General features: G+C 64.5%; 24 protein-coding genes and 1 tRNA gene. 6 read left to right on the top strand and 19 right to left on the bottom strand.

The window, feature by feature from the left end:
- Positions 1–52: 52 nt before the first annotated feature.
- From alaS to G7044_RS02235, 4 genes are all read right to left on the bottom strand, one after another.
- Complete coding sequence (gene alaS / locus G7044_RS02250) at positions 53–2,701, bottom strand: alanine--tRNA ligase (RefSeq protein WP_166325312.1); 2,649 nt, start codon at positions 2,699–2,701, stop codon at positions 53–55.
- A 67-nt stretch (positions 2,702–2,768) separates the two neighbouring features.
- On the bottom strand, positions 2,769–5,057 hold the full coding sequence (glyS, locus tag G7044_RS02245) for a glycine--tRNA ligase subunit beta (protein ID WP_166325309.1): 2,289 nt from the start codon (positions 5,055–5,057) through the stop codon (positions 2,769–2,771).
- Complete coding sequence (locus G7044_RS02240) at positions 5,057–5,542, bottom strand: DUF6446 family protein (protein ID WP_166325306.1); 486 nt, start codon at positions 5,540–5,542, stop codon at positions 5,057–5,059. Before G7044_RS02240 ends, glyS begins: the two co-directional genes overlap by 1 nt.
- Positions 5,539–6,471 (bottom strand): glycine--tRNA ligase subunit alpha, encoded by a 933-nt coding sequence (locus G7044_RS02235; RefSeq protein WP_166325303.1) that lies wholly within the window; start codon positions 6,469–6,471, stop codon positions 5,539–5,541. Before G7044_RS02235 ends, G7044_RS02240 begins: the two co-directional genes overlap by 4 nt.
- A 108-nt stretch (positions 6,472–6,579) precedes the next feature.
- On the opposite strand from G7044_RS02235, the gene G7044_RS02230 reads away from it, so the two are divergent.
- A complete protein-coding gene (locus tag G7044_RS02230; protein WP_166325300.1) occupies positions 6,580–8,001 on the top strand; it encodes a peptidoglycan-binding protein in 1,422 nt (473 codons plus the stop codon).
- A gap of 36 nt (positions 8,002–8,037) precedes the next feature.
- On the opposite strand, the gene G7044_RS02225 is transcribed toward G7044_RS02230, so the two are convergent.
- From G7044_RS02225 to G7044_RS17920, 9 genes are all read right to left on the bottom strand, one after another.
- Positions 8,038–9,489 carry a TrkH family potassium uptake protein gene (locus tag G7044_RS02225; protein ID WP_166325297.1) on the bottom strand — a complete coding sequence of 484 codons (1,452 nt, stop codon included), beginning with the start codon at positions 9,487–9,489 and terminating at the stop codon, positions 8,038–8,040.
- Between the two features lie 81 nt (positions 9,490–9,570).
- On the bottom strand, positions 9,571–10,557 hold the full coding sequence (locus tag G7044_RS02220; protein WP_166325294.1) for an ABC transporter ATP-binding protein: 987 nt from the start codon (positions 10,555–10,557) through the stop codon (positions 9,571–9,573).
- Positions 10,554–11,543, bottom strand: a complete 990-nt coding sequence (locus G7044_RS02215; RefSeq protein ID WP_166325291.1) for an ABC transporter ATP-binding protein — start codon at positions 11,541–11,543, stop codon at positions 10,554–10,556. Before G7044_RS02215 ends, G7044_RS02220 begins: the two co-directional genes overlap by 4 nt.
- Before the next feature lie 3 nt (positions 11,544–11,546).
- The gene (locus G7044_RS02210; RefSeq protein WP_166325288.1) at positions 11,547–12,449 is read right to left on the bottom strand and encodes an ABC transporter permease subunit; all 903 of its coding nucleotides are present in this window, start codon (positions 12,447–12,449) and stop codon (positions 11,547–11,549) included.
- A 3-nt stretch (positions 12,450–12,452) separates the two neighbouring features.
- The gene (locus G7044_RS02205; protein ID WP_166325285.1) at positions 12,453–13,460 is read right to left on the bottom strand and encodes an ABC transporter permease subunit; all 1,008 of its coding nucleotides are present in this window, start codon (positions 13,458–13,460) and stop codon (positions 12,453–12,455) included.
- Between the two features lie 87 nt (positions 13,461–13,547).
- The gene (locus tag G7044_RS02200; protein ID WP_166325282.1) at positions 13,548–15,134 is read right to left on the bottom strand and encodes an ABC transporter substrate-binding protein; all 1,587 of its coding nucleotides are present in this window, start codon (positions 15,132–15,134) and stop codon (positions 13,548–13,550) included.
- Positions 15,135–15,334: 200 nt separating this feature from the next.
- On the bottom strand, positions 15,335–15,760 hold the full coding sequence (locus tag G7044_RS02195; RefSeq protein ID WP_166325279.1) for an ACT domain-containing protein: 426 nt from the start codon (positions 15,758–15,760) through the stop codon (positions 15,335–15,337).
- 137 nt (positions 15,761–15,897) lie between these two features.
- A tRNA-Thr gene (locus G7044_RS02190) sits at positions 15,898–15,972 on the bottom strand.
- 246 nt (positions 15,973–16,218) lie between these two features.
- Positions 16,219–16,839 carry an SH3 domain-containing protein gene (locus G7044_RS17920; RefSeq protein WP_407947385.1) on the bottom strand — a complete coding sequence of 207 codons (621 nt, stop codon included), beginning with the start codon at positions 16,837–16,839 and terminating at the stop codon, positions 16,219–16,221.
- 321 nt (positions 16,840–17,160) lie between these two features.
- On the opposite strand from G7044_RS17920, the gene G7044_RS02180 reads away from it, so the two are divergent.
- Complete coding sequence (locus tag G7044_RS02180) at positions 17,161–18,153, top strand: 2-hydroxyacid dehydrogenase (RefSeq protein WP_166325273.1); 993 nt, start codon at positions 17,161–17,163, stop codon at positions 18,151–18,153.
- Between the two features lie 134 nt (positions 18,154–18,287).
- Here the strand turns inward: G7044_RS02180 and G7044_RS02175 are convergent, their stop codons facing one another.
- Positions 18,288–19,934 (bottom strand): D-alanyl-D-alanine carboxypeptidase family protein, encoded by a 1,647-nt coding sequence (locus tag G7044_RS02175; RefSeq protein ID WP_328803797.1) that lies wholly within the window; start codon positions 19,932–19,934, stop codon positions 18,288–18,290.
- A gap of 230 nt (positions 19,935–20,164) precedes the next feature.
- Here G7044_RS02175 and clpS point away from each other — a divergent pair, with 230 nt between their 5' ends.
- From clpS to G7044_RS02160, 3 genes are read left to right on the top strand one after another with little or no spacing between them, the layout of a single operon-like run.
- Entirely contained in the window at positions 20,165–20,482 is a 318-nt protein-coding gene (gene clpS / locus G7044_RS02170; RefSeq protein ID WP_166325270.1) for an ATP-dependent Clp protease adapter ClpS, read from the top strand.
- A 3-nt stretch (positions 20,483–20,485) separates the two neighbouring features.
- Entirely contained in the window at positions 20,486–21,475 is a 990-nt protein-coding gene (locus tag G7044_RS02165) for a class I SAM-dependent methyltransferase (protein ID WP_166325267.1), read from the top strand.
- The gene (locus G7044_RS02160) at positions 21,472–22,275 is read left to right on the top strand and encodes an SDR family NAD(P)-dependent oxidoreductase (protein WP_166325264.1); all 804 of its coding nucleotides are present in this window, start codon (positions 21,472–21,474) and stop codon (positions 22,273–22,275) included. Before G7044_RS02165 ends, G7044_RS02160 begins: the two co-directional genes overlap by 4 nt.
- Before the next feature lie 27 nt (positions 22,276–22,302).
- On the opposite strand, the gene G7044_RS02155 is transcribed toward G7044_RS02160, so the two are convergent.
- Positions 22,303–22,710 carry a hypothetical protein gene (locus tag G7044_RS02155; RefSeq protein WP_166325262.1) on the bottom strand — a complete coding sequence of 136 codons (408 nt, stop codon included), beginning with the start codon at positions 22,708–22,710 and terminating at the stop codon, positions 22,303–22,305.
- A 64-nt stretch (positions 22,711–22,774) separates the two neighbouring features.
- On the bottom strand, positions 22,775–23,170 hold the full coding sequence (locus G7044_RS02150) for a hypothetical protein (protein WP_166325259.1): 396 nt from the start codon (positions 23,168–23,170) through the stop codon (positions 22,775–22,777).
- Between the two features lie 78 nt (positions 23,171–23,248).
- Between G7044_RS02150 and hemF the strand changes: the two genes are divergently transcribed.
- Positions 23,249–24,112, top strand: coding sequence for an oxygen-dependent coproporphyrinogen oxidase (gene hemF, locus G7044_RS02145; protein WP_166325256.1), 864 nt, complete (start codon positions 23,249–23,251; stop codon positions 24,110–24,112).
- Positions 24,113–24,122: 10 nt separating this feature from the next.
- Here the strand turns inward: hemF and G7044_RS02140 are convergent, their stop codons facing one another.
- Genes G7044_RS02140 through G7044_RS02130 form a run of 3 tightly spaced genes read right to left on the bottom strand, consistent with a single transcriptional unit; the run spans position 24,123 to position 26,422 of the window.
- Positions 24,123–25,424, bottom strand: a complete 1,302-nt coding sequence (locus tag G7044_RS02140; RefSeq protein ID WP_166327256.1) for an MATE family efflux transporter — start codon at positions 25,422–25,424, stop codon at positions 24,123–24,125.
- A gap of 55 nt (positions 25,425–25,479) precedes the next feature.
- Entirely contained in the window at positions 25,480–25,980 is a 501-nt protein-coding gene (locus G7044_RS02135; RefSeq protein WP_166325253.1) for a PaaI family thioesterase, read from the bottom strand.
- Between the two features lies 1 nt (position 25,981).
- On the bottom strand, positions 25,982–26,422 hold the full coding sequence (locus G7044_RS02130) for a PaaI family thioesterase (protein WP_207630139.1): 441 nt from the start codon (positions 26,420–26,422) through the stop codon (positions 25,982–25,984).
- Between the last annotated feature and the right edge of the window lie 42 nt (positions 26,423–26,464).

Below are 26,464 nucleotides of genomic sequence, written 5' to 3'. Positions count from 1 at the left end.
GATCAGCCGCTTTCGGGAATGATCCGCCCAGATTTCAATACTCTCAACCTGATCAGGCCGAAGCAATCACGCCTTCTGCCGCCGCCAGTGCCGCATCCGCGGCCGCCAGCGAGGGCGCACCGCCCTGCGCGCGGTCCGGCCGGCCGCCGCCGCCCTTGCCACCCAGTGCCGCCACCGCCGCCTGCACCAGCGCAACCGCGCTGATCCGGTCGGTCAGATCCGCCGTCACGCCCGAGGCAACCGTGGCCTTGCCGTCAGCCTCGGCCAGCAGCAGCACCGCGCCAGAGCCCAGCTTCTGCTTCATCTCCTCAATCAGCGGCGCCAGTTCCTTGCCCGAGACACCGTCGACCTTGCGGCCGATGAACTGCACGCCCGCGACGTCCTTGGCCTCGTCACCGCCGCCCATCGCCATCTGGCGCTTCAGCGTCGCCAGTTCGCGTTCCAGCGCCTTGCGCTCGTCCGAAAGTGCCTTGACCCGGCCGACGAGATCGCCCGCCTGCGCCTTCAGCAGCCCGGCGATTTCCGCCAGCTGCGCATCGGCGCTGCGCAGCTGATCCAGCGCCGCCTGCCCGGTCAACGCCTCGATCCGGCGCACCCCGGCCGAAGACGCACTGTCGCCCAGCAGAACGAACATGCCGATGTCGCCGGTGCGCCCGACATGGGTGCCGCCGCAGAGTTCCAGCGAATAGGTGTGGCCGTCCCCGCCCTTGCCAGAGTCGGGCTGCTTGCCCATCGACACGACACGCACCTCATCGCCATATTTCTCGCCAAACAGCGCCTGCGCGCCGATGGCGCGGGCATCGTCAGGGGTCATGATGCGTGTTTCGACCGGCGCGTTCTGGCGAATGAATTCGTTCACCTCGGCCTCGACCTTGCCCAGCTCGTCCGCCGTTACCGCGTGGTTATGGCTGAAGTCAAAGCGCAGCCGGTCGGGCGCGTTGAGGGAGCCACGCTGTGCCACGTGATCGCCCAGCGTGCGGCGCAGCGCCTCGTGCAGCAGGTGCGTGGCCGAGTGGTTGGCCCGGATCGCCCCGCGCCGTGCATGGTCCAGCTCCAACTTGGCGGCCTGACCGCGGTTGATCTGGCCCATGGTCACTTCACCGACATGAATGAACACGCCGCCGGATTTCTTGGTGTCGGACACGCGCACCAGCCCGCTTTCGGTCTGGATCGTGCCCATATCGCCGACCTGCCCGCCGGATTCGGCGTAGAAGGGAGACTGGTTCACGACGACCTGAACGGTCTCGCCTTCCCTGGCGGTCTCGATCTCCGCGCCGTCGCGGACCAGCGACAACACCTGCCCTTCGGCGATTTCGGTATCATAGCCCAGAAACTCGGTCGCGCCGTGCTTCTCGCCCAGTTCGAACCAGATCGCAGCGTCCTTCGTCTCGCCGCTGCCAGCCCAAGCAGCACGCGCCTGTGCCTTCTGTTCGGCCATGGCGGCGTCGAAGCCCGCCGTATCCACGCTGCGGCCCTGCTCGCGCAGCGCGTCCTGCGTCAGGTCCAGCGGGAAGCCATAGGTATCATACAGCTTGAACGCCGCCTCACCCGGAAGATCAGCGCCTTCGGGCAGCTTGCCCAATTCGTCATCCAGCAGCCGCAGGCCGCGATCCAGCGTCTTGCGGAAGCGGGTTTCTTCGGACAGCAGCGATTCCTCGATCATCGACTGCGCCCGGCCAAGTTCCGGGTAAGCCGCGCCCATCTGGCGCACAAGCGCGGGCACCAGCTTGTGCATCACCGGATCCTGCGCGCCCAGCATATGCACATGGCGCATCGCACGGCGCATGATCCGGCGCAGCACATAGCCGCGGCCTTCATTGGACGGCATCACCCCATCGGCCAGCAGGAAGCTGGTCGAGCGCAGGTGGTCCGCGATCACCCGGTGATGAACCTTGCCCGGCCCGTCAGGGTCGCTGCTGGTCGCATGGGCCGAAGCCTCAATCAGCGCGCGCATCAGGTCGGTGTCATAGTTGTCGTGCTTGCCCTGCAACAGCGCGCCGATCCGTTCCAGCCCCATGCCGGTGTCGATCGACTGCATGTCGAGGTCGCGCATGGTGCCGTCTTCGAACTGCTCGTATTGCATGAAAACGAGGTTCCAGATCTCGATGAAGCGGTCGCCGTCTTCCTCGGCGCTGCCGGGCGGGCCGCCCCAGATCTTGTCACCGTGATCGTAGAAGATCTCGGTGCAGGGGCCGCAGGGACCGGTCGGGCCCATGCGCCAGAAATTATCGTCAGTGGGGATGCGGATGATGCGGTCGTCGGTCAGACCCGCGACCTTCTTCCACAGATCAGCCGCCTCATCATCGGTATGGTAAACCGTGACCAGCAACTTGTCCTTGGGGATGCCAAAATCCTTGGTCAGCAGTTCCCACGCGAAGGGGATCGCCTGCGACTTGAAATAATCGCCGAAGCTGAAATTTCCCAGCATTTCAAAGAAGGTATGGTGCCGCGCCGTGTAACCCACATTGTCGAGGTCATTATGCTTGCCGCCTGCGCGCACGCATTTCTGCGAGGATGTCGCACGCTGGTAATCTCCCTTCTCGACCCCGGTGAAGCGGTTCTTGAACTGCACCATGCCCGAATTGGTGAACATCAGCGTCGGGTCGTTCCGCGGCACCAGAGGCGAGGACGCGACGACCTCGTGATCGTTGCGCTTGAAGAAATCGAGATAGGTCGAGCGGATATCGTTAAGGCTGGGCATGGCGTTTCCTCGGGCTGGTCGCCCTGATGTAGTTCTGCGCGGGGCCGCTGTCTACGGCCCCGGCCTGTTAACCTTCAATGCGGGTGAAATCCGCGATCTCTCGCCCCGCCGCGCGGATGCGCGACAGCAGGTTCAGCCGGTTGCGGCGCATGATCTGGTTGTCGGTGTTCACCTGCACGGCTTCAAAGAAGGCGTCGATGGGCGCGCGCAGGGCGGCGATGGCGGACATGGCGGCGGGGAAATCCTCGTTCGCCGTGGCGGCCTTGATCGCCGGTTCGGCGGTGTCGAGTGCGGTGAACAGGGCGCGTTCCTCGTCCGTCTCGGCGAATTTCGGATCGGCCCCGAAGCTGTATTCGACGCCGTCCTTTTCCTCGGCCTGCGTCAGAATATTCGACGCCCGCTTGAGGCCCTGCGTCAGGTTCTGCCCGTCCTCGGTCTTCAGCATATCGTTCAGCGCCGTCGCCCGGTTCACCACCAGCACCAGATCGTCATTGCCGGGCTGCGCGAGCACGGCGTCGATGATGTCATGCCGGATGCCCTGATCGCGGAGATAGACTTTCAGGCGGTCGTGGAGGAAAGCGAGGAGGTCTGGTGGCAATGCCATCTTGGCATCATCGGCCAAAGCAATAGTATGCTCCTTATGGGCAATATTCTCGTTCCAAATTTGCAGTTCATTCGCTTTCTCTTCGACCAAGCGTATGACTAGTGATTGAAGTGCACCCCCATCAAGAGTCTTCAAGATCGTTTCGGCTTCCTTCAATTCCTCCGCAATGGAATCGCCAACGTCGTGTGCGTTTGCGATATCGCGCGCCAACTGATCACTGTCGAAAAGCTGCGTACAATGTTGTGCTACGACTTCACGAATATTCAGCCGAATATCGTTTGAAAGCACCAACCGAATAATCCCCAACGCAGCCCGCCGCAGCGCAAAGGGATCCTTCGAGCCCGTGGGCTTCTCATCAATCGCCCAAAAGCCGGTCAACGTGTCGATCTTGTCGGCGAGTGCCACGGCGACGGAGACCGGCGCACTCGGCACATCGTCCGACGGCCCCAGCGGCGAGTAATGGTCGCGGGCGGCGTCGGCCACGGCATCGGGTTCGCCCGCCGCAAGCGCGTAATAGCGGCCCATCACCCCCTGCAGTTCGGGGAACTCGCCGACCATGTCGCTGCGCAGGTCCAGCTTGGCGAGTTCCGCCGCGCGCCCGGCCTGATCCGGGTCAGCACCCACCAGCGGCGCGATCTCGCGCGCCAAAGCCGCGATGCGGGCCACGCGATCCGCCTGCGATCCAAGCTTGTTGTGGAAGGTCACGGATTTCAGCCCCTCGGCCCAATCCGTCATGCCCGATTTCGCCTGACGCAGGTCGTTTTCCCAGAAGAACAGCCCGTCAGACAGCCGCGCCGCCAGCACACGCTGATTGCCGGCAAGGATCATCTGGCCGTCATCGGCGGCCTCGATATTGGCGACGGTGACATAGCCCTCGATCCGGCCGGACTTGGGGTTCTTCGCCGAAAAGAACTTCTGGTGCTCCTTCATCGAGGTTTGCAGCACCTCTGGCGGCAGGGCCAGAAAGCGTTCCTCGATCGCGCCCATCAGCGGCACCGGCCATTCGACCAGCCCGGCGACCTCGGTCAGAAGGCCCTTGTCCTCGACAATCTCCCAGCCGCGCGCGAAGGCCAGGTTCGCGGCTTCCTGCGCGATGGCATCGGCGCGTTCGCCCGCATCCAGCATCACCTTGGCGCGACGCAGCTTGGCGGCGTAATCGTCAAAGCTGGTCACGGCAAAGGCGTCCGGCGCCATGAAGCGGTGGCCGCGCGTGGTATCGCCCGACTTGATGCCATCCACGTCAAGGGCCACGACTTGCGCGCCGCCCTCGTCAGTCAGGATGCACAGGATCGAATGCAAGGGGCGCACCCAGCGAAGCGCGCCAGTGCCCCAGCGCATCGACTTGGGCCAGGGGAAGTTGCGGATGGTCTTTTCCAGCACCTCGGCGACGATATCCGCCGCGGGGCGGCCGGGGCGTTCGATGACGGCGAAATAGACCTGCCCCTTCTTCTCGTCCCGAACCTCCAGCTGATCCTTGGTCAACCCGGTCGAACGCAGAAAACCCTCCAGCGCCTTTTCGGGCGCGTCTGTGCGGGGGCCCTTGCGTTCCTCGCGCACGGGCTTCGATGCCGCGTCCAGCCCTTCGACGGACAGCGCCAGCCGGCGCGGCGTCGAAAACGCCCCGGCGCTGGCATAGGTCAGCCCGGCCTCGACCAGCCCGTCGGTCATCAGCTTCTTCAGGTCCTCGCGGGCCTTCGGCTGCATCCGCGCCGGAATTTCCTCTGAGAAAAGCTCGATCAGAAGGTCGGCCATCAGTCCATCACTCCGCGTTCGGGGGTCTTGTCATTGATCTGGTGCCAGGCAAAGGCGCGGCCATCGGGATAGACGGCGATCACCCGGTCCACGTCCGGGTGGATTTCGGACTGCCCAAGATAGGCCACGGCCGCCCCGCTTTCCAGGTCGGCGGTCAGGCCCTTGGCGGAAAAGCAGGAAAACCAGCGCGGCCCGACCAGCGGCGTCGCGCCTTCGAACTGCTGGGCATCCTGCAGCGCCGCCATGTCGGTGATGCGGAAGCAGGACCGGTAACGCAGGGGTGAGCTGTCGGCGTCGATGCCGCGAAACTCGGTCACGCCCAGCGGAATGGGCTGCATGTCATCGGCAGTGGCGCGGATTTCGGCGGCGCCGGCCGCCTCGTCCAACGGCTCGTAGAACCCGTAGACCTGCAGGTAATAGACCGCGAGGCCGGCCAGCAGCGCCGACAGCACGATCATCGAGGCCATGATTTTTCCGGCGGTCATTCTGCGGCCTTCCCCAGCGGCGTCTGCATGAACAGATCGGCGCATTTCTTGGTCAGCGCGCGGACTCGGCGGATATAATCCGCGCGCTCGGTGACGGAAATCACGCCGCGCGCATCCAGCAGGTTGAACAGGTGGCTGGCCTTGATCGCCTGATCATAGGCCGGCTGCGCCATCAGGATCGCGCGCCCCGCCCCGTCGGTTTCAGCGGCGCTGACGATGCGTTCGCATTCGGTCTCGGCGTCCTTGAAGTGCTGAAACAACGTCTCGGTATCGGCGATGTCGAAGTTCCAGCGGCTGTATTCGCGCTCTGCCTCGCGGAAGATGTCGCCGTAAGTCAGCGGGATCGGGCTGTCGGGATCGTTAAAAGGCATGTCCATGACATGTTCGACGCCCAGCACATACATCGCCAGACGTTCCAGACCGTAGGTCAGCTCGCCCGAAACCGGGTGAGCGTCATAACCCGCGACCTGCTGGAAATAGGTGAACTGGCTGACTTCCATCCCGTCGCACCAGACCTCCCACCCCAGGCCCCAGGCGCCGAGCGTGGGCGATTCCCAGTCGTCTTCGACGAAGCGGACATCATGGGCCAGCGGATCCAGACCAATGGCGCGCAGGCTGTCCAGATACAGCTCCTGCAGGTCCGAGGGCGAGGGTTTGATGATGACCTGATACTGATAATAGTGCTGAAGACGGTTCGGGTTTTCCCCGTAACGCCCATCGGTCGGGCGGCGCGAGGGCTGCACGTATGCCGCGGCCCAAGGGCGCGGCCCCAGCGAACGCAGGGTGGTCGCGGGGTGAAAGGTGCCTGCGCCGACCTCCATGTCATAGGGTTGCAGGATCGCGCAGCCGCTTTTGGCCCAGTGGTTCTGAAGCCGCAGGATCACATCCTGGAAACAACGCGGCTTGTCGTCGCTGCTGGGGCTGGTCATGGGGGCATCCTTTTTCGTATGTCTGCCGGAACGCCCGCGTGTTCTAGGCGGGGCGCGGGCCATGGTCAATCGGACCGGCACGGTGCGGATAACAAGCTGACGGGATACATGATGAAACGACTTGCCATTCTGCTGCTGACGGTGGCGCTTCCGGGGATCGCCGCGGCCGAGGATGTCTTTATCCGCATCGAGGCGAAGCGCGGGACCGCAGCCGCAATGACGGCTGCAACCGATTGGCAGACCCGCGTGGGCGACCTGCCGACGGTGGTCTTCCCGCTGAGCGCGACCTGGACCGCCATCGCGCTTGGCCCCCTGCCGCGCGAGGCCGCCGAGGCGCGCATGGCCGCCCTGAAGGACGCCGGCACCATTCCCGCCGACAGCCTGCTGACCCCGGCCGAAGGGATCGCGGCCACAGCCCTGCCCGATAACGCCATCGACCAGACCGGCGCGGCCAGCATTACCGAAACCCCGGATGCAGGCGCCGCCTCGACCGCCGGGCTGACGCCCACGCCCGAACCTATCGTCGTTGCGCCGCCCTCGCCCGACCGGTTCATCCGCATTGAGGCGTTCCAGAACCGGGCTGACGCCGATGCCGCCCTGACCAAATGGCGCGAGACCATCCCCGAGGCCGGCATGTGGCAAATGCCCGATGGCTGGTTTGCCATCGCCGCCGGCCCGCTGAGCGAGGCCGGCGCGGATCAATGGCTGACGGCATTGAAGAACGGCAAGGCGATCCCGGATGACAGCCTGATCGAACCGGCCGCCGACATGGGCAGCAACGCCGTCCCCGGCACCACGCCGGACTGGCCGGAAAACCCCGAAACCCTGCCCGAGATGCCGCCACTGGCCGAGGTGCAGGAATTGCTGAAATGGGCCGGCATCTATGACGGCGAGGTCGATGGAAAAACGGGCCCGCAGACCCGCGCGGCAATCGCCGCAGGTGTGGCGGCGCAGCGCGCCTCGGCCCACCCGGCGCTGGCGATGCAGAAATTGGCGGAAACCCGCGAGGAATGGCGTGGCCAGATGGGTCTCGCGCCGCTGACCGACGACTATACCGGCCTTTCCCTGACCGCGCCCATGCAGCGCCTTGCCCATGAGCGGACCGAGCGCGCACTGTCGATCTATGGCCCCAAAGACGAATCGGGCGCGGCGCTTATCCTGTTTTCGCAGCCCGGCGGCCAACAGGAGATGCTGGATATGGCGGGGCTTGTCACCGCGCTTGGCTGGGTGCCGGCACCCGAACGCGCCATCACGAAAGGGAATGCCGTGCTTGCGGGCCGGAACGAGACCCATATCGGGCGGGCCGAATCGCGGGTGGCCGACGGGCAGGTCGAAGGCTGGGTGCTGATCTGGCCGGTTGAAGACGCCGAAAATGCCCCGCGCGTCGCCGCCGAAATCCGCGACAGCTTTGCCCGCGCCATGCCGACGCGCGCGGCCCGCGACGCCGAAGCGGCCGTGACGACCGGGGCGGCCACCGACGCGCCGGCAACTGATACACCCGCCGCCGTTCCGGGCACACCGGCGAACTGATCCAAAGGGCTGGTGCGGGGGCGACCTCGCGCCGGCTCAACCCCGCCAGAAACGCGGCAGCAACAGCACCAGCACGCTCATCAGCTCCAACCGGCCCAGATACATGCCAAAGGTCATCAGCCACTTGGCGAGTACGGGGAACTGTTCGATGCTGCCATTGGTGGTGATTTCCGGCCCCCAGACCGGCCCGACATTGGCGATGGCCGTCCAGGCCCCGGTCAGTGCCGTTTTGGGGTGAAGCCCGGTCAGCGCCAGCCCCACGATCAGCAGCCCAAAGGTCAGTACGAACATGGTGAAGAAGGCCATGACCGAATCGACCACGTCCTGCTCCAGCCGCTTGCCGGCCAGTCGCAGCGGGTACAGCCGATGCGGCGACTGCATCCGCTTCAGTTGGGCGCGCACCGCCTGAAACAGTACCTGATAGCGGAAGATCTTGACCGAACAGCCGGTCGACCCTGTGCAGCCCCCGATCAGCGCCACGCAGAACAGAATGGTAAAGGGCAGATGCCCCCATTCAAGCACATTGGTCGACGCAAACCCGGTCCCCGAAAAGATGGTAATGACGTTAAAGGTCGTCTCGCGCAGCGTGTCCCACGGGTCCGCAGTCTGATGGATATAGAGCATCCGATAGATCACGATCACGGCGATCGAGTAGAAGATCCAGCGCAAATATGCCCGCACCTGCGAATCGCGCCACAGCGGCACCACGTTGCCCCGGACCGCCTGAATCATGCGCACGAAGGGGATCGACGCCAGCACCATGAACAGCGACGACACCCATTCCGCGGGACCGATATGCGTGCCGAAGCTGGCATCGTAATTCGAAAACCCGCCTGTCGAGCAGGTCGTCAGCGCATGATAGACCGCATCGTAAAAGCTCATCCCCGTCGCCACGTACAGAAGCGCGCAGGCGATGGTGATGCCCAGATAGATCCAGGTCATTTCCGCCGCGATCTGGCCGGCGCGCGGCAGCACCTTGCCCAGCGTGTCGAACCCTTCCGAGCGGAAGAACTGCATCCCGCCCACCTTCATCACCGGCAGGAAGACCATGGCCACGACGACGATCCCCAAGCCCCCCGACCATTGCAGGATGGCGCGCCACATATTGGCGCCGGGCGGCAGCGTGTCCAGCTGGGGAATGACCGTGGTTCCCGTTGTCGTCAGCCCCGACATCGCCTCGAAAAAAGCGTCCGTAAAACTAAGGTTCGGCGCCCCGATCATCATCGGCACCGACCCGATCAGCGGCAGCACCAGCCACAGCCCCGAGGTCAGCAGGAAGCTCTGCTCGATCGTCAGGCTGCGACTGGCCGAGGCTGTCGCCACCACAACCAGACCCGACAGCACAACCACAAGGACCATGGATTGCGCCATGCGGATCCAGTTCGGATTGCCCGCCGAATAGTCGATCAGGGTCGGAAAAATCATCATCGCCCCAAGGGCCACGCTGATCCTGCCAATGGTATGGGCGACGGGGCGGACATCAATCATCGCCTTTGATTGCCGTGCCGCCCCGGCAGCGTCAAGCGGTGGCGGATGGCCGGGCGCATGTTACCCGCCCATCCGCGTCAATCAGGCCGCAGCCGTTTCGTCTTCCGGCACCGGGTTGTGGCAGGCAAAGCAATGCCCCTGCCCCTGCAATTCCGGCTCGACCGACGTGCAGATGTCCAGCTTGCGCCAGCAGCGCGGGTTGAAGGAACAACCGTCCGGCTTGTTCATCGGCGAGGGAAGCTCGCCCGTCAGCTTGATCCGTTCCTTGCGCATCAGCGGATCGGCCACCGGCGTCGCTGACAGCAGCGCCTTGGTATAGGGGTGGCGCGGTTCTTCGAACAGAACCTCCTTCGGGCCGATCTCTACCGGCTGGCCCAGATACAGGACCAGCACCTCGTCGGCGATATGGCGCACCACCGACAGATCATGGCTGATGAACAGATAGGCCAGATCCATGCGTTCCTGCAGATCCATCAGCAGGTTCAGGACCTGACTCTGGATCGACAGATCCAGCGCAGAAACGGGTTCGTCCAGCACCAGGATCTTCGGCTCCAGCATCAGCGCGCGGGCCACCGCGACCCGCTGCCGCTGCCCGCCCGAGAACATATGCGGATAGCGGTCGAAATGTTCGGGCCGCAGGCCGACCATGGTCAGCATTTCGCGGGCGCGCTTTTCGCGTTCCTGGGCTGAGACATCGGGCCGGTTCAGCAGCAGCGGCTCCATCAGGGTCTGGCCGATGGTCTGGCGCGGGTTCAGACTGCCATAGGGATCCTGAAAGACGATCTGGACCATGGCGCGCAGGTCACGGTCGCCGGCGGCACCGTTCGGGCCGATCTGGCGGCCGCCGATGGTCAATTCGCCCTCGGTCGGGGATTCGATCATCGTGACGACACGGGCGAGCGTGGATTTGCCCGACCCCGATTCGCCCACGACCGCCAGCGTCTTGCCGGGGGTCAGGCTGAAACTGGCACCATCCAACGCGCGGACGATGGCGTTGGGCTTCATGAAGCCGCCCTTCACTTCGTAATGGCGCTTCAGGTTCTTCGCGGTGAGGATCGGTTCGCTCATGCGGCGTTCTCCTTGCCGGTGGGCTGACCGTCGATCAGCGGATAGTGGCACAGCGCATAGCCCAGATCGTGCCCGGCGGGCGTCGGGCGTTCGGCGATGCAGCGCGCATCGGCAAAGCTGCAACGGGGCGAAAACAGGCAGCCCTGCGGCCGGTCGAACTGTCCGGGCACCACGCCCGGAATGGTCGGCAGCCGCTTTTCGGTGGCCCGTTCCGGCAGCGCCGCCAGCAGCGCCGCCGTGTAGGGGTGATGCGGGTTTTCGAACAGCCCGTCGACCTCCTGCAGCTCGACCCGTTGGCCGGCATATTGGACCTGCACGCGCTGCACGGTTTCGGCGACCACACCCATGTCATGGGTGATCAGCACCAGCGCCATGCCGCTGTTCTTTTGCAGATCGGTCAGCAGTTCCAGGATCTGCGCCTGAATGGTCACGTCAAGCGCGGTCGTCGGTTCGTCCGCGATCAGCAGCTTGGGCTTGTTCGCCAGCGCCATGGCGATCATGGCGCGCTGGCTCATCCCGCCGGACAGCTGGTGCGGATAGGCCTGAAGGCGCTTTTCCGGCGCCGGAATGCCGACCTGACGCATCAGTTCGACAGCACGATCCTGCCGCTGGGAACGCGACATGTTGGTGTGCTTGCGCAGGCTTTCCTTGATCTGCCAGCCAATGGTGAAGGCCGGGTTCAGGGACGAAATCGGTTCCTGAAAGATCATCGAAATATCCTTGCCGATGATCCTGCGCCGGGCGCGGGCCGAGATCTTGCGCAGATCGTGGCCGTCAAACTCCAGCTTGTCGGCGGTGACGGTGGCGGTCCAGGGCAGCAGCCCCATCAGCGCCAGCATCGACACCGATTTGCCAGAGCCGGATTCGCCGACGATGGCCAGAAGCTCGCCTTCGTCGACGGTCACGTCGACCCCGTCCACCGCCCGGAACTTGCCCGAATGGGTGGCGAATTCAACGCTGAGGTTGCGGATTTCCAGAAGGGCCATGGCTCAGCTCCGCTTCAGTTTCGGATCGAGCGCGTCACGCAGACCGTCGCCCATCAGGTTGATGGCCAGAACCGTGACCAGAATGCACAGGCCGGGGAAAGTCACCACCCACCAGGCGCTGAGGATGAATTCGCGCGATTCGGCCAGCATGGTCCCCCATTCCGGCGTCGGCGGCTGCGCGCCCATCCCCAGAAAGCCAAGCGCGGCGGTGTCCAGAACGGCGGTCGAAAACGACAGCGCCGCCTGCACGATGATCGGCGCCAGACAGTTCGGAAGCACCGTGCGGAACATGATCCGCAGCGGACGCCCCCCGGCCACGCGGGCGGCGGTCACGTAATCCTTGGACCGCTCGGCCAGCACCGCGGCGCGGGTCAGGCGCACGAAATGCGGCTGCAACACGATCGAAATGGCGATCATCGCGTTCAGCAGGCTCGGCCCCAGAATGGCAACCATCACCAGCGCCAGCAGCAGGCTGGGGAAGGACAGCACGATGTCCATCAGCCGCATGATCAGCGTATCAAGCCAGGTCGGCGCGAAACCCGCGATCACCCCCAGCAACACCCCGAGCGTGGTGGCCAGGGTGACGACGATCACCCCGATGAAGAAGGAAAAGCGCGCGCCATAAATCAGCCGCGACAGCAGGTCGCGCCCAACGGCATCCGTGCCCAGCAGGAAACGGGTGGACCCGCCATCCTGCCAGAACGGAGGCACCAGCAGCGCGTCGCGATACTGTTCCGTGGGCGAATAAGGGGCGAGGATCGGCGCGAAAGCCGCGACGACCAGAAAGGCCAGAAAGACGAACAGGCCGATGACGGCACCGCGGTTTTCGCGGAACGACGACCAGAATTCCTTCAGGCGCGAGGGTGGAACGGCGGGGCGAGCGGGTTGGCTGGCTGCATCTGTCATTGCTCAGCCCTTTCGGATCTTGGGGTTGATGAAGCCATACAGCACGTCGACCAGCAGGTTCACGATCATCACCACCAGCGCGATCAGCAGCAGGCCGCCTTGCACGACCTGATAGTCGCGGCGGAAAATCGAATCGACCATCCACTTGCCGATGCCCGGCCAGGAAAAGATCGTCTCGGTCAGGATGGCGCCGGCCAGCAGCGTCCCGACCGACAGGCCGATCACGGTGACGACCGGGATCAGCGCATTGCGCAGCGCATGCACGCCATTGACGCGGACCGGCGACATGCCTTTGGCGCGGGCGGTGCGGACGTAATCCTCGCCCAGCACTTCCAGCATGGCGGACCGGGTCTGGCGCGCGATCACCGCAAGCGGGATCGTCGCCAGGGCCACGGTCGGCAGGATCAGGTGGGCCACCGCCGAACGGAAGGCGCCCGACTGCCCCGAAAGCAGGCTGTCGATCAACATGAAGCCGGTGGGGCCGTTGATGAAATAGACCAGACCCATCCGGCCCGACACGGGCGTCCAGCCCAGCCAGCCCGAAAAGACGATGATCAGCAGCAAGGCCCACCAGAAGATCGGCATCGAATACCCGACCAATGCGGTGGACATCAGCGCCTGATCGAAAAACTTGCCGCGATTGACCGCGGCGATGACCCCCGCCGGAATGCCGATCAGCGTCGCCAGGATGATGGCGCAAAGGCCCAATTCCACCGTCGCGGGAAACAGCGCCATGAATTCGTCCAGCACCGGCCGCTTGGTCACGAATGAGGTACCCAGGTCGCCCTGGAAAATGCCGGCGACGTAATCCAGATATTGCTGCCAGATCGGCTGATCGAAGCCGAATTGCTGGCGCAGCTGTTCATAACGTTCGGCGCTGACGCCGCGTTCACCGGCCATCAGCAAAATGGGATCGCCCGGTAGCAGGCGAATGAAGGCGAAAGCGATCAGCGTGACACCGACAAAGGTGGGCACGAAGGTCAGCAATCGACGGGCGAGGAAGCTCAGCATCGGCGGGGTCCCGGCTTGGCGAAAGACAAAAAAAACGAGGCGGCCGGGCAGCGTTCACCGCCCGGCCGCTAAGCTGAAGTGTAGCGCTTATTCGGTCAGGCTGACACCGTAGAAGACGTGCCCGCCAAACGGGTCGATCTTATAGCCCTGCACCTTGGTGCTGATCGGTTCGTTCACGACCGAATGGGCGATCGTCAGCCACGGCGCCTGTTCCTTGAAGATGATCTGAGCCTGTTCGTACAGCTTGGTACGCTCGGCCTGATCGGATTCTTCCTTGGCTTGCTTGATGATACCATCAAACTCTTCGTTGCACCATTGCGCACGGTTGGCGTCGCCGACCGCATCGCAGCCCAGCAGGACGGCCAGGAAGTTGTCCGGGTCGCCGTTATCGCCGGTCCAGCCCAGCAGAACCGCACCGTCGCGATCCTCTGCCTTCGAGCGTTCCAGGTACTCGCCCCATTCGTAAGAGACGATCTCTGCCTTCACGCCGACCTTTTCCAGATCCGCCTGCATCATCTCGGCCATGCGGCGGGCGTTCGGGTTATAGGGACGCTGCACCGGCATCGCCCAGATCTTCATCGACAGATCGGTCACGCCAGCAGCTTCCAGCGCGGCCTTGGCGGCTTCTGGATCATAGGCGTCATCAACGGTGGCATCGTTGTAGGACCACATGGTCGGCGGGATCGGGTTCTTCGCCGGGGCGCCTGCGCCCTGGAAGATGCCGTCCACGATGGCCTGCTTGTCGATGGCCTGGTTCAGCGCCTTGCGGACTTCGGGCTTGTCGAAGGGCGCGACCTTGGTGTTATAGGCCAGATAGCCGACGTTCAGACCCTCGCGGCTGACCACGTTGATGTTCGGGTCCGACTTCATCGCTTCCAGATCGGCCGGGTTCGGATAGGGCATGACGTGGCATTCGCCCGCCTTCAGCTTCTGGAACCGGACCGAGGCGTCGGGCGTGATCGCGAAGATCAGGTTTTCGATCGCCGCGGGTTCCTGCCAGTAATCGTCGTTGCGGGCAAAGCGGATCACCGCATCTTTCTGATAGCCGACAAACTTGAACGGGCCAGTGCCAATGGGTTGCTGGTTGAACAGTTCGGGCGTGCCGGCTTCGATCAGCTGATCGGCATATTCCTTGGACCCGATCGATGCGAAGGGCATCGCCAGGTTCGCGATCATCGGCGCCTCGGGGCGGTTCAGAACGAATTTGACGGTGTAGTCATCAATCTTTTCAATGGACTTGATCAGATCCGGCATCGACATCGAGTTATAGTATTCATAGCTCGCGCCCTGGGTCATCGCGTGATACGGGCTGTCGGCGGAACCTTGGCGTTCAAAGCTGAAGATCACGTCATCGGCGTTCAGATCGCGGGTCGGGGTGAAGAAGTCGGTGGTGTGGAACTTCACGCCCTGACGCAGCTTGAAGGTATATTCCAGACCGTCCTCGCTGACTTCCCAGCTTTCGGCCAGCCCCGGCTCGGTCTCGGTTTCGCCGTGCTTGAACTCCACCAGGCTGTTCATCACGTTGCGCGCCGAGGCGTCAAAGGTCGTCCCCGAAGTGTACAGCGCCGGGTCGAAACCCTCGGGCGAGCCTTCGGAACAATAGACCAGATTCGCTGCCGATGCGGCCGAGCCCATCAGCATGGCGCCCAGGCTGAGTGCGATAATTTTCTTCATTATGTTTCTCCTGTTGGACGATGGTCCGCGCGGTCGCGGATCCGTTCCTGCCGACAAGTTGCCCCATCCATGGGCAGTATTGCAAGCAAGATAGTTGCGCGCGCCGCCGCCAGTTCTCGCGATGGGCGAGATGTCCCGGTCCTGTTCGCGCGCCGGAACGAGCGCCCCAGGGCGCCGCATCCGCAAAGCCCGCCCGGCAATCAATCAGCCGCCGCGCTGGCTTGCAGATTCTGCAACAATTCCAACGCCTGCTGGCCGCGATGCGCCGGAACGAAAAGATGATCGTGGTGGAAGGCGGCGATGACATTGCAGGGAATGTCGTGCGCGGCCATCAACTCGGCCACAGCCGCCGTAAGCCCGACGCCGTTAAGGGCTGAATAGACCTTCAGAACAATGCGCACCATGCGCAGGCTGACATCGAACCCATATTCGGCCGCGTCTTCGGCCTTCAGCACCAGGGTGACGCCCTCTTCCTCGCGAAACATCGCGATTGCCCGCCCGATGCGTTCCCCGACTGGCGAAACCTCTGATATGCTGCAGAAAACATAGGTCTCGGGCAGCAATTCCGGGGCAAGAGCCGCCAGCACGTTATTGCCACCGCTGAGGATCGCTGATGTTTCGGGCATATCGTCTTCTCCTTCTGCCCGGCCAGCCGGGCGTAGTCGCCCGACTTCTGACCACAACCTGACGGTTGTCGCAACATTTCAGTGCGAAATTGGTCAACGCAAGACTAACGTCCGTTGCGATCATCCTGGAGAGAGGATGGTGCTGTGAGAGAGGATTGAACTCTCGACCTCTCCCTTACCAAGGGAGTGCTCTACCACTGAGCTACCACAGCGCCGATTGGTCTGTCGACCGTGGGGGCGATTTAGACGAGGGGGCTGCGGGGCGCAAGAGGCCTTCGCAAGTTTTTCCACCCATGTTTCGCGGGATGTGCAAATTCCCCGCTCAACCTCCGCCAAGGCCGGCTTCCCGGCCGCTACTCCGCGGCGGGAATGGTGTCACCGTCCGGTTACCATAAAACACCAACGCCGCCCATCTTCCGATGCGCGGCGGCGGTCGTGATTTAACTGACAGACAGGCCTCAGTCGCGAATCTCGTCGGCATCGACGCCCCAGATCGCGGCCTTTTCGACCCAGCCCTTGGCACCGGCGCCAGAGATCTGACACCAGCCCGTGCCACATTCGCCCAGGCGCACAATGGCACCCCCTTCGGCCATGGCAATGACGCCGGCATTCAGATCCGGCCGGGCACGCAGCTCGACCATTTCCTGCTGAACTATGGCGGTGCGCACGCCGGATAGCAGCCGATAATGCACCCAGCCGCCTGCGCCGTCGCGGTCCTCGACCCGACGCCAATGGCCAAATTCACCCACCACGCGCAGCGGCATCCCGGCATGGCGGAACACCCAATCGATTCGATGTGACAGCGACGGTCCGCGCCGGACATTGCCCTCGTTGCCTTTCAACGAAACGTAGCGCGGCACCGGCAGGCGAGTCACCGGGCCTCGCACCACCTCGGCCGCGGCAGGCGCCGGTTGCACCGCCGCCAATTGCGCCGGACGCGCGGCGGGGCGCACCGGTGCGGGCGTCACCGTCGCCGAAGCCTCAGCCTCAGCCGGCGCGGCGACGACTTCGGGCGCGCGTTCGGGCCGCGGCTGAGGACCGGTCTCGTCATTGCTCAGTGCATGGGCCGGGGCCAGCACCGTGAAGGCGAGGGCGGCCGCCCCTGCCCCCAGCACCGCCTTGGCCCGCCAGCCCAGACCGCGCCAGATTCCACCCAGGCCCGACGCCTGACTGCCACGCCCGAAACCCGATCGTTTCGCCGAGCCGAACGCTCGACGGAATGACGGAGAGATATGTCCCATCTTCTCTACCTGCCCTCGCAGCGGTCGTTGCCGCCTTTGTTCCGCGACTTGCGCCGCCTGCCTCGTGCCGCGACATTGCGCGGCGTCCGGGGTCTTGTGCCTGTGCCCCGATCAGGTGAAGCTTGCCGCAAGGCGCGCCGAGTTGGAAGGGACGATGCGATGACCGACACCAATTCCCGGCTGCGTGTGGCCGTTACGCGACGCTTGCCCGACCCGGTGCAGACGCGCCTGGCCGAGTTGTTCGACGTGACCCTGAACGAGGACGACCACCATTTCTCGCCCGAGGAGCTGCTGACCGCAGTACAGGCAAGCGATGTGATCGTGCCATCGCTGGCCGATCGCATCGATGGGCCGCTGCTGGATCAGGCTGGACCGCGCCTGAAGCTGATCGCGAATTACGGTGCCGGAACCGATCACATCGACCTCAACCACGCGCGCCAGCGGGGCATTCTGGTGACCAACACACCGGGCGTGTTGACCGAGGACACCGCCGACATGACGCTGGCGCTGATCATCTCGGTGACCCGCCGGCTGTCCGAGGGGTTGGCGGTGATGCAATCGGGCAGCTGGGACGGCTGGTCACCCACCGCCTTCCTGGGCGGGCGGATCGGGGGGCGCAAGCTGGGCATCGTCGGCATGGGCCGAATCGGTCAGGCGGTCGCGCGCCGCGCCCGCGCCTTCGGTATGGAAGTGCATTACCACAGCCGCACCCGCCTGCGCCCGGAAATCGAGGCAGAACTGGGCGCGACATGGTGGGAAAGCCTGGACTGGATGCTGAGCCATATGGACATCATCAGCATACATGTCGCCCACAGTCCGGCGACCTTCCACCTGCTGGGCGCGCGTCGGCTGAAGCTTCTGAAGCCCTCGGCGGTGGTCATCAACACCTCGCGCGGCGAGATCATCGACGAAAACGCGCTGACCCGGATGCTGCGCGCCGATGAGATCGCCGGGGCCGGTCTCGATGTCTATGAACACGGCCACGAGGCCAATCCCCGTCTGCGCAACCTGCCCAATGTGGTGCTGCTGCCCCATATGGGCAGTGCCACGGTCGAGGGCCGGATCGAGATGGGCGAGAGGGTCATTCTGAACATACAGACATTCGCAAGCGGTGATAGCCCACCGGACCTGCTGCTGCCGGGAATGCTGTAGGGACCGCCGCCCGCCAATCCGCTTGGGAACGCCCTAGGAAACGCAAGGCGTCCCGCCATCACATCGGCCAAACGAAATGAGCCGCCCCTTGCGGCGCGGCTCATCTTGAAAAACGTGTTCCGGCGGAACTAGCGTCAGGGCGCCGTCACGTCGCAACGCAGGCCTTGCTCGGACAGGCTGGCGCAGGTTTTCGAGGCCGCCGATTTCGACAAGCCGACAAAGGTTGCCTCATACCCCTTGGAGGATTCGCGGATATGACGCAGCGCACCGTCCAGCTGTGCATTTTCCTGCATGGCGATCTGGATCAGCCGCTCATCCGCCCGGTCGCGCGACTTGAAACGTCCCAGCGAAACGCCCCAGGATTGCCCGCCCGAAGAAGATGCGCGAGCGATCTTTTCGGTCGGACGCGGTTCGGGGGCCGATCCGCCACCATCGCCGACGATCACAGTGTCAGATTTGCGCTGCGGCTTCGACGACGAATTCAGCGACAGGTCATCCGCCGAACTTTTCACCACATTGGCTGTGCTGGCTGCCGCAACCGCGACAGGTGCCGATTGACGGGCGCGCGGCGAAGCCTTCGGACGGGCCGACTTGCTGAGGCCACCGCTTGCGGCCACTGCCGGCGCGGCCATGGCGGATCGAACGGCCTCATCAACGGGGCTTGCAGCAGCTGCCACCCTGGCCGGGCGCGCCAGCGGTCGGGCACTGCTGGCCAGTCTAATCCCGGCTTTTCCGCCCGCCGAACCCGTCGCGCGCGGCTGCGGGGCCGGTGGTTCGCTGGCTGCCAGCGCCATCGCCTCATTCAAGGCAGAGTTCAGGCTTTTTGATGCAACCGACGCCCGCGCGACCTGCGCCGGAACCGCAGCCTTGGCAGTCGGCCGGGCAGAGATTGCCTGCGCCGCAGCCACCTTCCGGCTGGATTTGCGTTCGACGATATATTGCGGCGGCTCTGGCTTGATTTCGCGCACGCGGGTCGGCGCCTTGCCAAAACCCATATCCAGAAGCTGCGCCATCACCGCGTTACGCTGCGCGGTCGAGGTGCCGCCGAACACTGTGGCGATGATCCGCTTCGATCCGCGCTGCGCCGAGGCGGTCAGGTTGAAGCCTGCGGCCCGCGTATAGCCGGTCTTGATCCCATCAGCGCCCGCGTAATTGTCCAGAAAGGTGCGATTGGTCGAACGAACCGTCGCAATCCCCGCATCGGCCGAGCGGCGCGAAAAGATCGAGTAATACTGCGGGAAATCATAGAACAGCCGCCGCCCCAGCACGCTCATATCGCGCGCGGTCGAAAAATGCCCCGACTGTGTCAGCCCGTTGGCGTTGCGGAACTGGGTGTTGCGCATCCCCAGCGCCTGCGCCATGCCGGTCATCTGCCCGGCAAATTTCGGCACCGAGCCGCCAAGATTTTCGGCGATCACCGTGGCCGCATCATTGGCCGATTTCACCGCTGCGGCGCGGATCAGATAGCGCAGTTCGATCTGCTGGCCGGCGCGCAGGCCCAGACGCGAGGGCGGTTCGGCAGCGGCCTTGGAAGACACCGTAAAGCGGGTATCCAACCGCACCTGACCACGCTCAATCGCGGTAAACGCCATGTAAAGCGTCATCATCTTGGTCAGCGATGCAGGATGCAGGCGCGTATTGGCATTCTGGGCATGTATCTGCTTGCCTGTTCGCCCATCCATCACATAGGCAGCAAACGGCGCAGCTTGCGCGGCAAGGGGAATCAGGAACGCGAAAAACGTCAGCAATCCTGCGCGGAACAACGTGCGGAATCTGGTCACTGTCTCGATCTCTTCTGCCTGTTGCGGCCTGTTTTGTAAGCGGCCGTCGTTAATTTTTTAACAATAGCACAGAGAATTCCATGCGGAAACCTTGCATTTGACGCATTTTCACGTTCCCGCGACGGGCTCGGCCGGAACCCGCCACCCTCTCTTGCGCATAGGCGGGGTTACATTACGCCCGAAACACCCTATATTCCGCTGCTAATCCTCCTGTCCCGATATTGATTGCCATGCCCCAGGATCCCGTCCACCGCGAGGAGACCGACCTCGCCGTCAAGCCCCGCGCCAAGACCCAGCGACCGCCGATGTACAAGGTTCTGCTGCTGAATGACGACTTCACCCCGATGGAGTTCGTGGTCCATGTGCTGGAGCGTCTTTTTGCGATGACTCACGCGCAAGCCATTGAAATCATGCTGACAGTTCACCGCAGAGGTTTGGCAGTGGTTGGCGTCTTCTCGCATGAAATCGCTGAAACCAAGGTCGCGCAGGTGCTGGAGCTGGCGCGCCGCCAGCAGCATCCGCTGCAATGCACGATGGAAAAAGAATAAGACATGCGCATATCGCGACTGGAACTGGCCTTCCCCGAGGGCGCGGCTGGGCAAACGCTGGTGCTTGGCGCCGATGGCGCCGAGGATCTGTCGCCCTTCGACCGCGCCTCGACGCTGATCGTCGAGGGAATGGCCCAGCATTTCGCGGCGCTGAAGGCGCGCGGCTTTAACGTGGCGACCGAGGCCGATGGCCACTTCGATACGGTGCTGGTGACCCTGCCCCGGTCGCGCGACGCCGCACGCGCGCGGATCGCCCAGGGTGCCGCCCACCTGAAGCCGGGCGGTGCCTTGTGGATCGACGGGCAAAAAACCGACGGAATTGAATCAATTCTGAAAGAAATCAAGAAGCTGGGCGGCATTTCAGACACGCAATCGAAAGCGCATGGCAAGATCGCCCGTGTCGATGATCCCGCGGCAATTCCGGCTGACTGGGCATCCCGACCGCTGACGCCGCTGCCCGGTTTCACCACCCGCGCCGGCGTCTTCTCGGCCGAGGGCATTGATGCAGGCTCTGCCATGCTGGCGGCGGCGCTGCCGGACAAGCTGCCGACGCGCATCGTCGATCTTGGCGCGGGCTGGGGATGGTTGTCGGCGCAGATCCTTGCCCATCCCGGCGTCACCCAGTTGCACCTTGTCGAGGCAGACCATACGGCGCTGGAATGCGCCCGCCTTAACATCACCGATCCGCGCGCGGCCTTCCATTGGGCCGATGCGCGCAATTTCAGCCTGCGAGAGCCGGTGAATGGCGTCATCATGAACCCGCCCTTCCACGAAGGACGGGCCGCCGATCCGGGACTGGGCGCGGCTTTCATCAAGGCGGCGGCGGGGCTGCTGACCAGTGCCGGGCGGCTGTGGATGGTCGCCAATCGCCACCTGCCCTATGAGACACAATTGGGCCAGCATTTCGCCGATGTCGCCGAGATTGGCGGTGACAACCGCTTCAAGATCCTCACCGCGACCGGCGCAGGCGCCCGTAACAGGAGAACGCGATGACCAGCTCGCTTGAGGGCAAGACCGCGATCGTGACCGGGGCCGCGCGCGGCGTCGGGTTGGCGATCGCGCGGGCGCTGTACGAACGCGGCGCCAATGTGATGTTCGCCGATTGCGACGAGGCGGCACTGGATCACGAGATGGCACGCTTCGGCGACGACCCGCGCGTGCGCCAGTTCAACGCCGACATGTCGCAGCGCCTGTCAACGGCGAACCTGCTGTCGGCGACGCTTGTCGCGTTCGACCGGGTCGATATCCTGGTCAATGCGCACCGCATGGTGAAGCTGAACAAGCCGCTGGAATGCACCGAAGCCGATCTGGAGGAGATGCTGCGCCAGAACCTGCTGGCCGGGCTGCGGCTGTCGCAGATCGTCGCCAAGCGGATGATCCAGCAGGCAGAGGGCAGCGACAACGACACCATGGCCGGCGCCATCGTCAATCTGACGACGCTGGCCGCGCAGCGCCCCCACCCCGATCTGCTGGCCTATTCCATCGCCTCGGCGGCGCAGGATCAGGCGACGCGGGCGATGGCGCTGGCGCTGGCGCCGCATCGGATCCGGGTCAATTCGGTCGCTTTCGGCTCGGTCATGACGTCCGAGCTTAAGGCGGCGCTGAAGGACAATCCGGGCCTGCGTGAGGACATCATCAAGGGCACGCCCATGGGGCGGATTGCCGGTTCCGACGAGTTGGCTGATGCCGTTTTGTATCTGGTCGGCGACGGGGCGGGCTTCGTGACCGGGCAGATCATCAATGTCGACGGCGGGCGCAGCCTGCTGGACCCCGTGCAAACGGCAATGTTCTAGGGCCTGCCTTCCAAGGCCTGCAGGCGCCTAGCCTTCCTCGGGATAGGCAAGTTTGCAGGCCGCCACTGCCTGTTCGGCGCGGGCGGTTTCGGTCTTCAGCTTTGTCTCCAGATAGTCACGCTTGCGCTGCTCTGACGCGGGGTCGATCGGCACCCGGTAACGCTCGGTATCGACGACATCGCGCCAGCAGCTGTAAGAGGCATAGACGATATCGCCATCGCGCGTCCGCACCGGCCGGCGGCAATATCCCAACTCGCTACGCACGACCTCGCGTTCCTCCCAGGCGTAACCGCGGGCGAGATTGGCCTGGGTCTCGGTCAGAAGGTTTCGCAACACCCGGTATTCGCGCGTATTTCCGCTGATGCAGCGCTCTTGCGGGGTACCGCAGGCGGCCAGCAGCGACAGTGGCAGCAGAAGGGTGATTTTGCGGATCATGGTCAGACCTCGGCGATGGACGGCACCAGCCTAGCGGCCGCCGCGGCGCACGGCAACTCACCTTTCAATCGCCGCAACTATCTGTGATCGCAGCCAGTCTTGCCGCCAGATCGTCGCGGCGGCGGCCTTCGGCCTCGGCATCTATCGGCGCATGAAGGCGGCGGGGGTCCAGCGGCTGTCGGGGATCATCCTGGTCCAGGTAGACGTGGCGGGTTATCCATTCCGTGACGGGAAGGTGATTGCCGTCAGGGTCCCGGCGGATGACGGGCACCCGCTGCGGCGTGGTCGTGAAGCCGGCGTCGGACGGGCTGCGAATGCGATAGCCGCGATCAAGATTTGCCTGCGCCTCGGTCAACTGCCTTTCGATCCGCTGGCGCAGCTCGGGCGCTGCATCGCAGCCAGCGAATGCGACAGATGGCCCCAGCAGCGGCAGAAACCATATCATCAGGTTGCGGGTCATGGGCATGGCCTTTAAGTCGAGCGTGACAAGGCAGGCCCGCGCCGTTCATCGCGGGCAATTAGCGCGCGGGGGACCAGCATGACCCAGATGACCGAAGAACGCCAGCAGGCGGCGCAATGGTTCCGCAGCCTGCGCGACCAGATCACTGCCGCCTTCGAGGCGCTGGAGGATGCGGGCCCCGGCCCCGCCGATCCGGGCCGGTTCGAGGTGACGCCAACCGCGCGCGCCGATGATGGCGGCGGCGGCATCATGTCGGTGATGCGCGGCGGCCGGGTCTTCGAAAAGGTCGGCGTGAACTGGTCCGAGGTCCATGGCACGCTGCAGCCTCGTGCACAGGCCGCAATGGCCGCGCGCGGCGTGCCGGGCATGGCAGAGGACGCGCGTTTCTGGGCCTCGGGGATCAGTCTGGTCGCCCATATGCAGAACCCCCATGCGCCGGCGGTCCACATGAACACGCGGATGTTCTGGACGCCGCATGCCTGGTGGTTCGGCGGCGGCGCGGATCTGAACCCCTGCATCGAATACCCCGCCGATACCGCGCATTTCCACGCCACGCTGGAAACCGCCTGCAACGCCCACGACCCCGAATATTACCCGCGTTTCAAGGCCTGGGCGGACGAGTATTTCTTTATCCCCCATCGCGGCCGGGCGCGCGGCGTGGGCGGCGTCTTCTATGACGATCTGAACAGTGGCGATTGGCAGGCTGATTTCGCCTTTACCCGCGCCGTGGGTGCGGCCTTCCTGCCCGCATTCCTGCCGCTGGCGCAGGCGCATATGCGCCAGGACTGGACCGAGGCCGACAAGGACGCGCAACTGGTCCATCGCGGACTTTATGCGGAATACAACCTCGTCTATGACCGCGGCACAAAGTTCGGGCTGGAAACCGGCCATAACGCCGATGCCGTGCTGATGAGCCTGCCGCCTATGGCGAAATGGGTCTGACCGTGGGGCGCTAGACCGGGCTGGTCAGGTCCGCCGGATCGGCGTGATGGGGCACGGCCCCGCGCCGGGCGGTGGCGACGGCTTCGGGATAGAAGCGCGCCATGGTCAGGGCGCGCGCGACGTTCAGCACCATCAGCGCCGCCCAAAGCCCGTGATTGCCGAAGGCCGGCACCAGCACCAGCAGCGCCAGCACATAGATCGCCACCGCCTCGATCATCGCCCGCCGCATTCGGCCGGTCAGCGTCGCCCCAATGAAGATGCCGTCAAACATCCAGCTCGCGATGCCCAGGATCGGCGCCAGGACCAGCCAGGGCAGGTAATCGCGCGCCGCAGCGCGGACCTCGGGCGCAGTGGACAGCAGGTCGATCAGCCACGGCCCGGAAAGGGCGAAGGACAGGCCGACCAACACCGCCCCGCCCACGCCCCACAGGCTGGCAATCCGCGCCGCGCGGCGGAATTGGTCGGGTCGGCGCGCGCCGACCGCCTGCCCGATCAGCGATTCGGCAGCAAAGGCAAATCCGTCCAAGGCATAGGCGGTGATTTCCAGAAATTGCATCAGCACCTGATTGGCTGCCAGCGTCACATCGCCCTGCCCGGCCGCCACGAAGATGAAGCTGGTAAAGGCCGCTTGCAACAGGACCGAGCGGACCATGATGTCGCCGTTGACCCGCACCAGCCGCAGCATCCGGTCGCGCGCGAACAGCCCTGCCCGGCCCAGTGCTGCACGCAGGGGCGCGCGGCAGAACCACAGGCCAAGCGCCAGCCCGGCCGTTTCGGCGATCAGGGTGGCAAACGCCACGCCGCCCACGCCCCAGCCAAGGCCCAGGACGAACCACAAATCCAAGGCCACATTCAGCCCGTTCTGCACCAATTGCAGCACCAGCACGCCGCGCGTCCGCTCCATAGCGATCAGCCAGCCGGTAATTGCGTAAAGCGCGATGGTGGCTGGCGCGCCCCAGATGCGGATGGACAGGTAGGTCTGGGCCAGATCTTCGACCTCGGGGCTGGCGGGGGCCAGCCGGAAGGCGCCCGCGAACAGCAGCGGGTGCAGCAGGATCAGGGCCAGACCGGCGGCAAACGCGATGGCCAGGGCGCGGGCCAGATGGGCGCCGACCTCGATTTCATCGCCCGCGCCATGGGCCTGCGCGACAAGGCCGGATGTGCCCATGCGCAGAAAGCCGAAGATCCAGTAGATCGAGCCCAGAATCACCGCGCCGATCCCGACCGCACCGATGGGGGCGGCCTGCCCCAGCTGACCGATCACCCCTGTATCCACCGCCCCCAGAATCGGGATGGTCGCGTTGGACAGCATGATCGGCAGCGCGATCGCCAGCACCCGGCGATGGCTGACCACGCGCGCCACTGTCTTAGCCCTGCGGCATCAGGAAATGCGCCGTGGCCTGCGCGATCAGCTTGGCACGGTTGTCCTGCCATGCCTCGACATGCACGCTGGCATAGCGCCGCCCCGACCGCACCACCCGCGCCCGCGCATAGGCATCGCGCGGCAGGCCGGAACGCAGGTAATCCACGGTAAAATCAATGGTCTTTGGCAGGCGCGGCAGCGATTCGGGCATGGCCGCGTCGGGTGCGATCCTGCCCGATTCGAGATCCTCCCACATCGCCGACCAGCTGAGTTCGACAAGCGCCGCGATTTCCAGAAACGCCGCCGTCGCACCGCCATGGATCGCCGGCAGGAATGGGTTGCCGATCAGCTTTTCGTCAAAAGGCATGGTTGCCGTCAGTTCATCCCCCCGGCGGTCAAAGCGTATCCCCATCCAGCGGATATAGGGCACGCCCTCGACCAGCAGGCGCAGCGCGTTGTCGCGGCGCAGCTTGATCTGCTGCAAGGGCTCATTGCGATCGGTCATCTCAACGCTCCACCGTGAAGGCGCCGGAGGCCGTGGCAACCGGGTTCCCGCTGTCCTCATCCGTCGCCTGCGCGCGCACGAAGGCGACCGAGCGGGTGACGTGATAGCAGGTGGCGCGGGCGGTGATGCGCTGCCCCGGCGCGGCTGCACGCATATAGTCGATACGCAGGTCGATGGTCGCCGTCGAACGTGGCGCGGTCGGATGGCTCAGCACCGCCGCCCCGCAGCAGGTATCCATCAACGCCGAAATCACGCCACCATGAATGATGCCGCTGCGCGGGTCGCCGACGAAATCCTCGTTCCACCCCATCGAGATTTCTGCCTCGCCGCTGCCCAGCTCGTCCAATGACATGCCCAATGCGCGGGCATGGGGTATGGCCTCGATGAATTGGCGCGCAATGCGGTCGCGGGTCTCGTTGGCGATCTGGTCTTTGCTCGTCATCTGGATGCAGCCTTGTTTTCCTTGTGATACCCTTGGCGCCGG

The sequence above is a fragment of the Paracoccus xiamenensis genome (assembly GCF_011308835.1).
Lineage (GTDB): Bacteria > Pseudomonadota > Alphaproteobacteria > Rhodobacterales > Rhodobacteraceae > Paracoccus > Paracoccus xiamenensis.
This window is presented reverse-complemented; position numbering and strand designations above follow the sequence as displayed.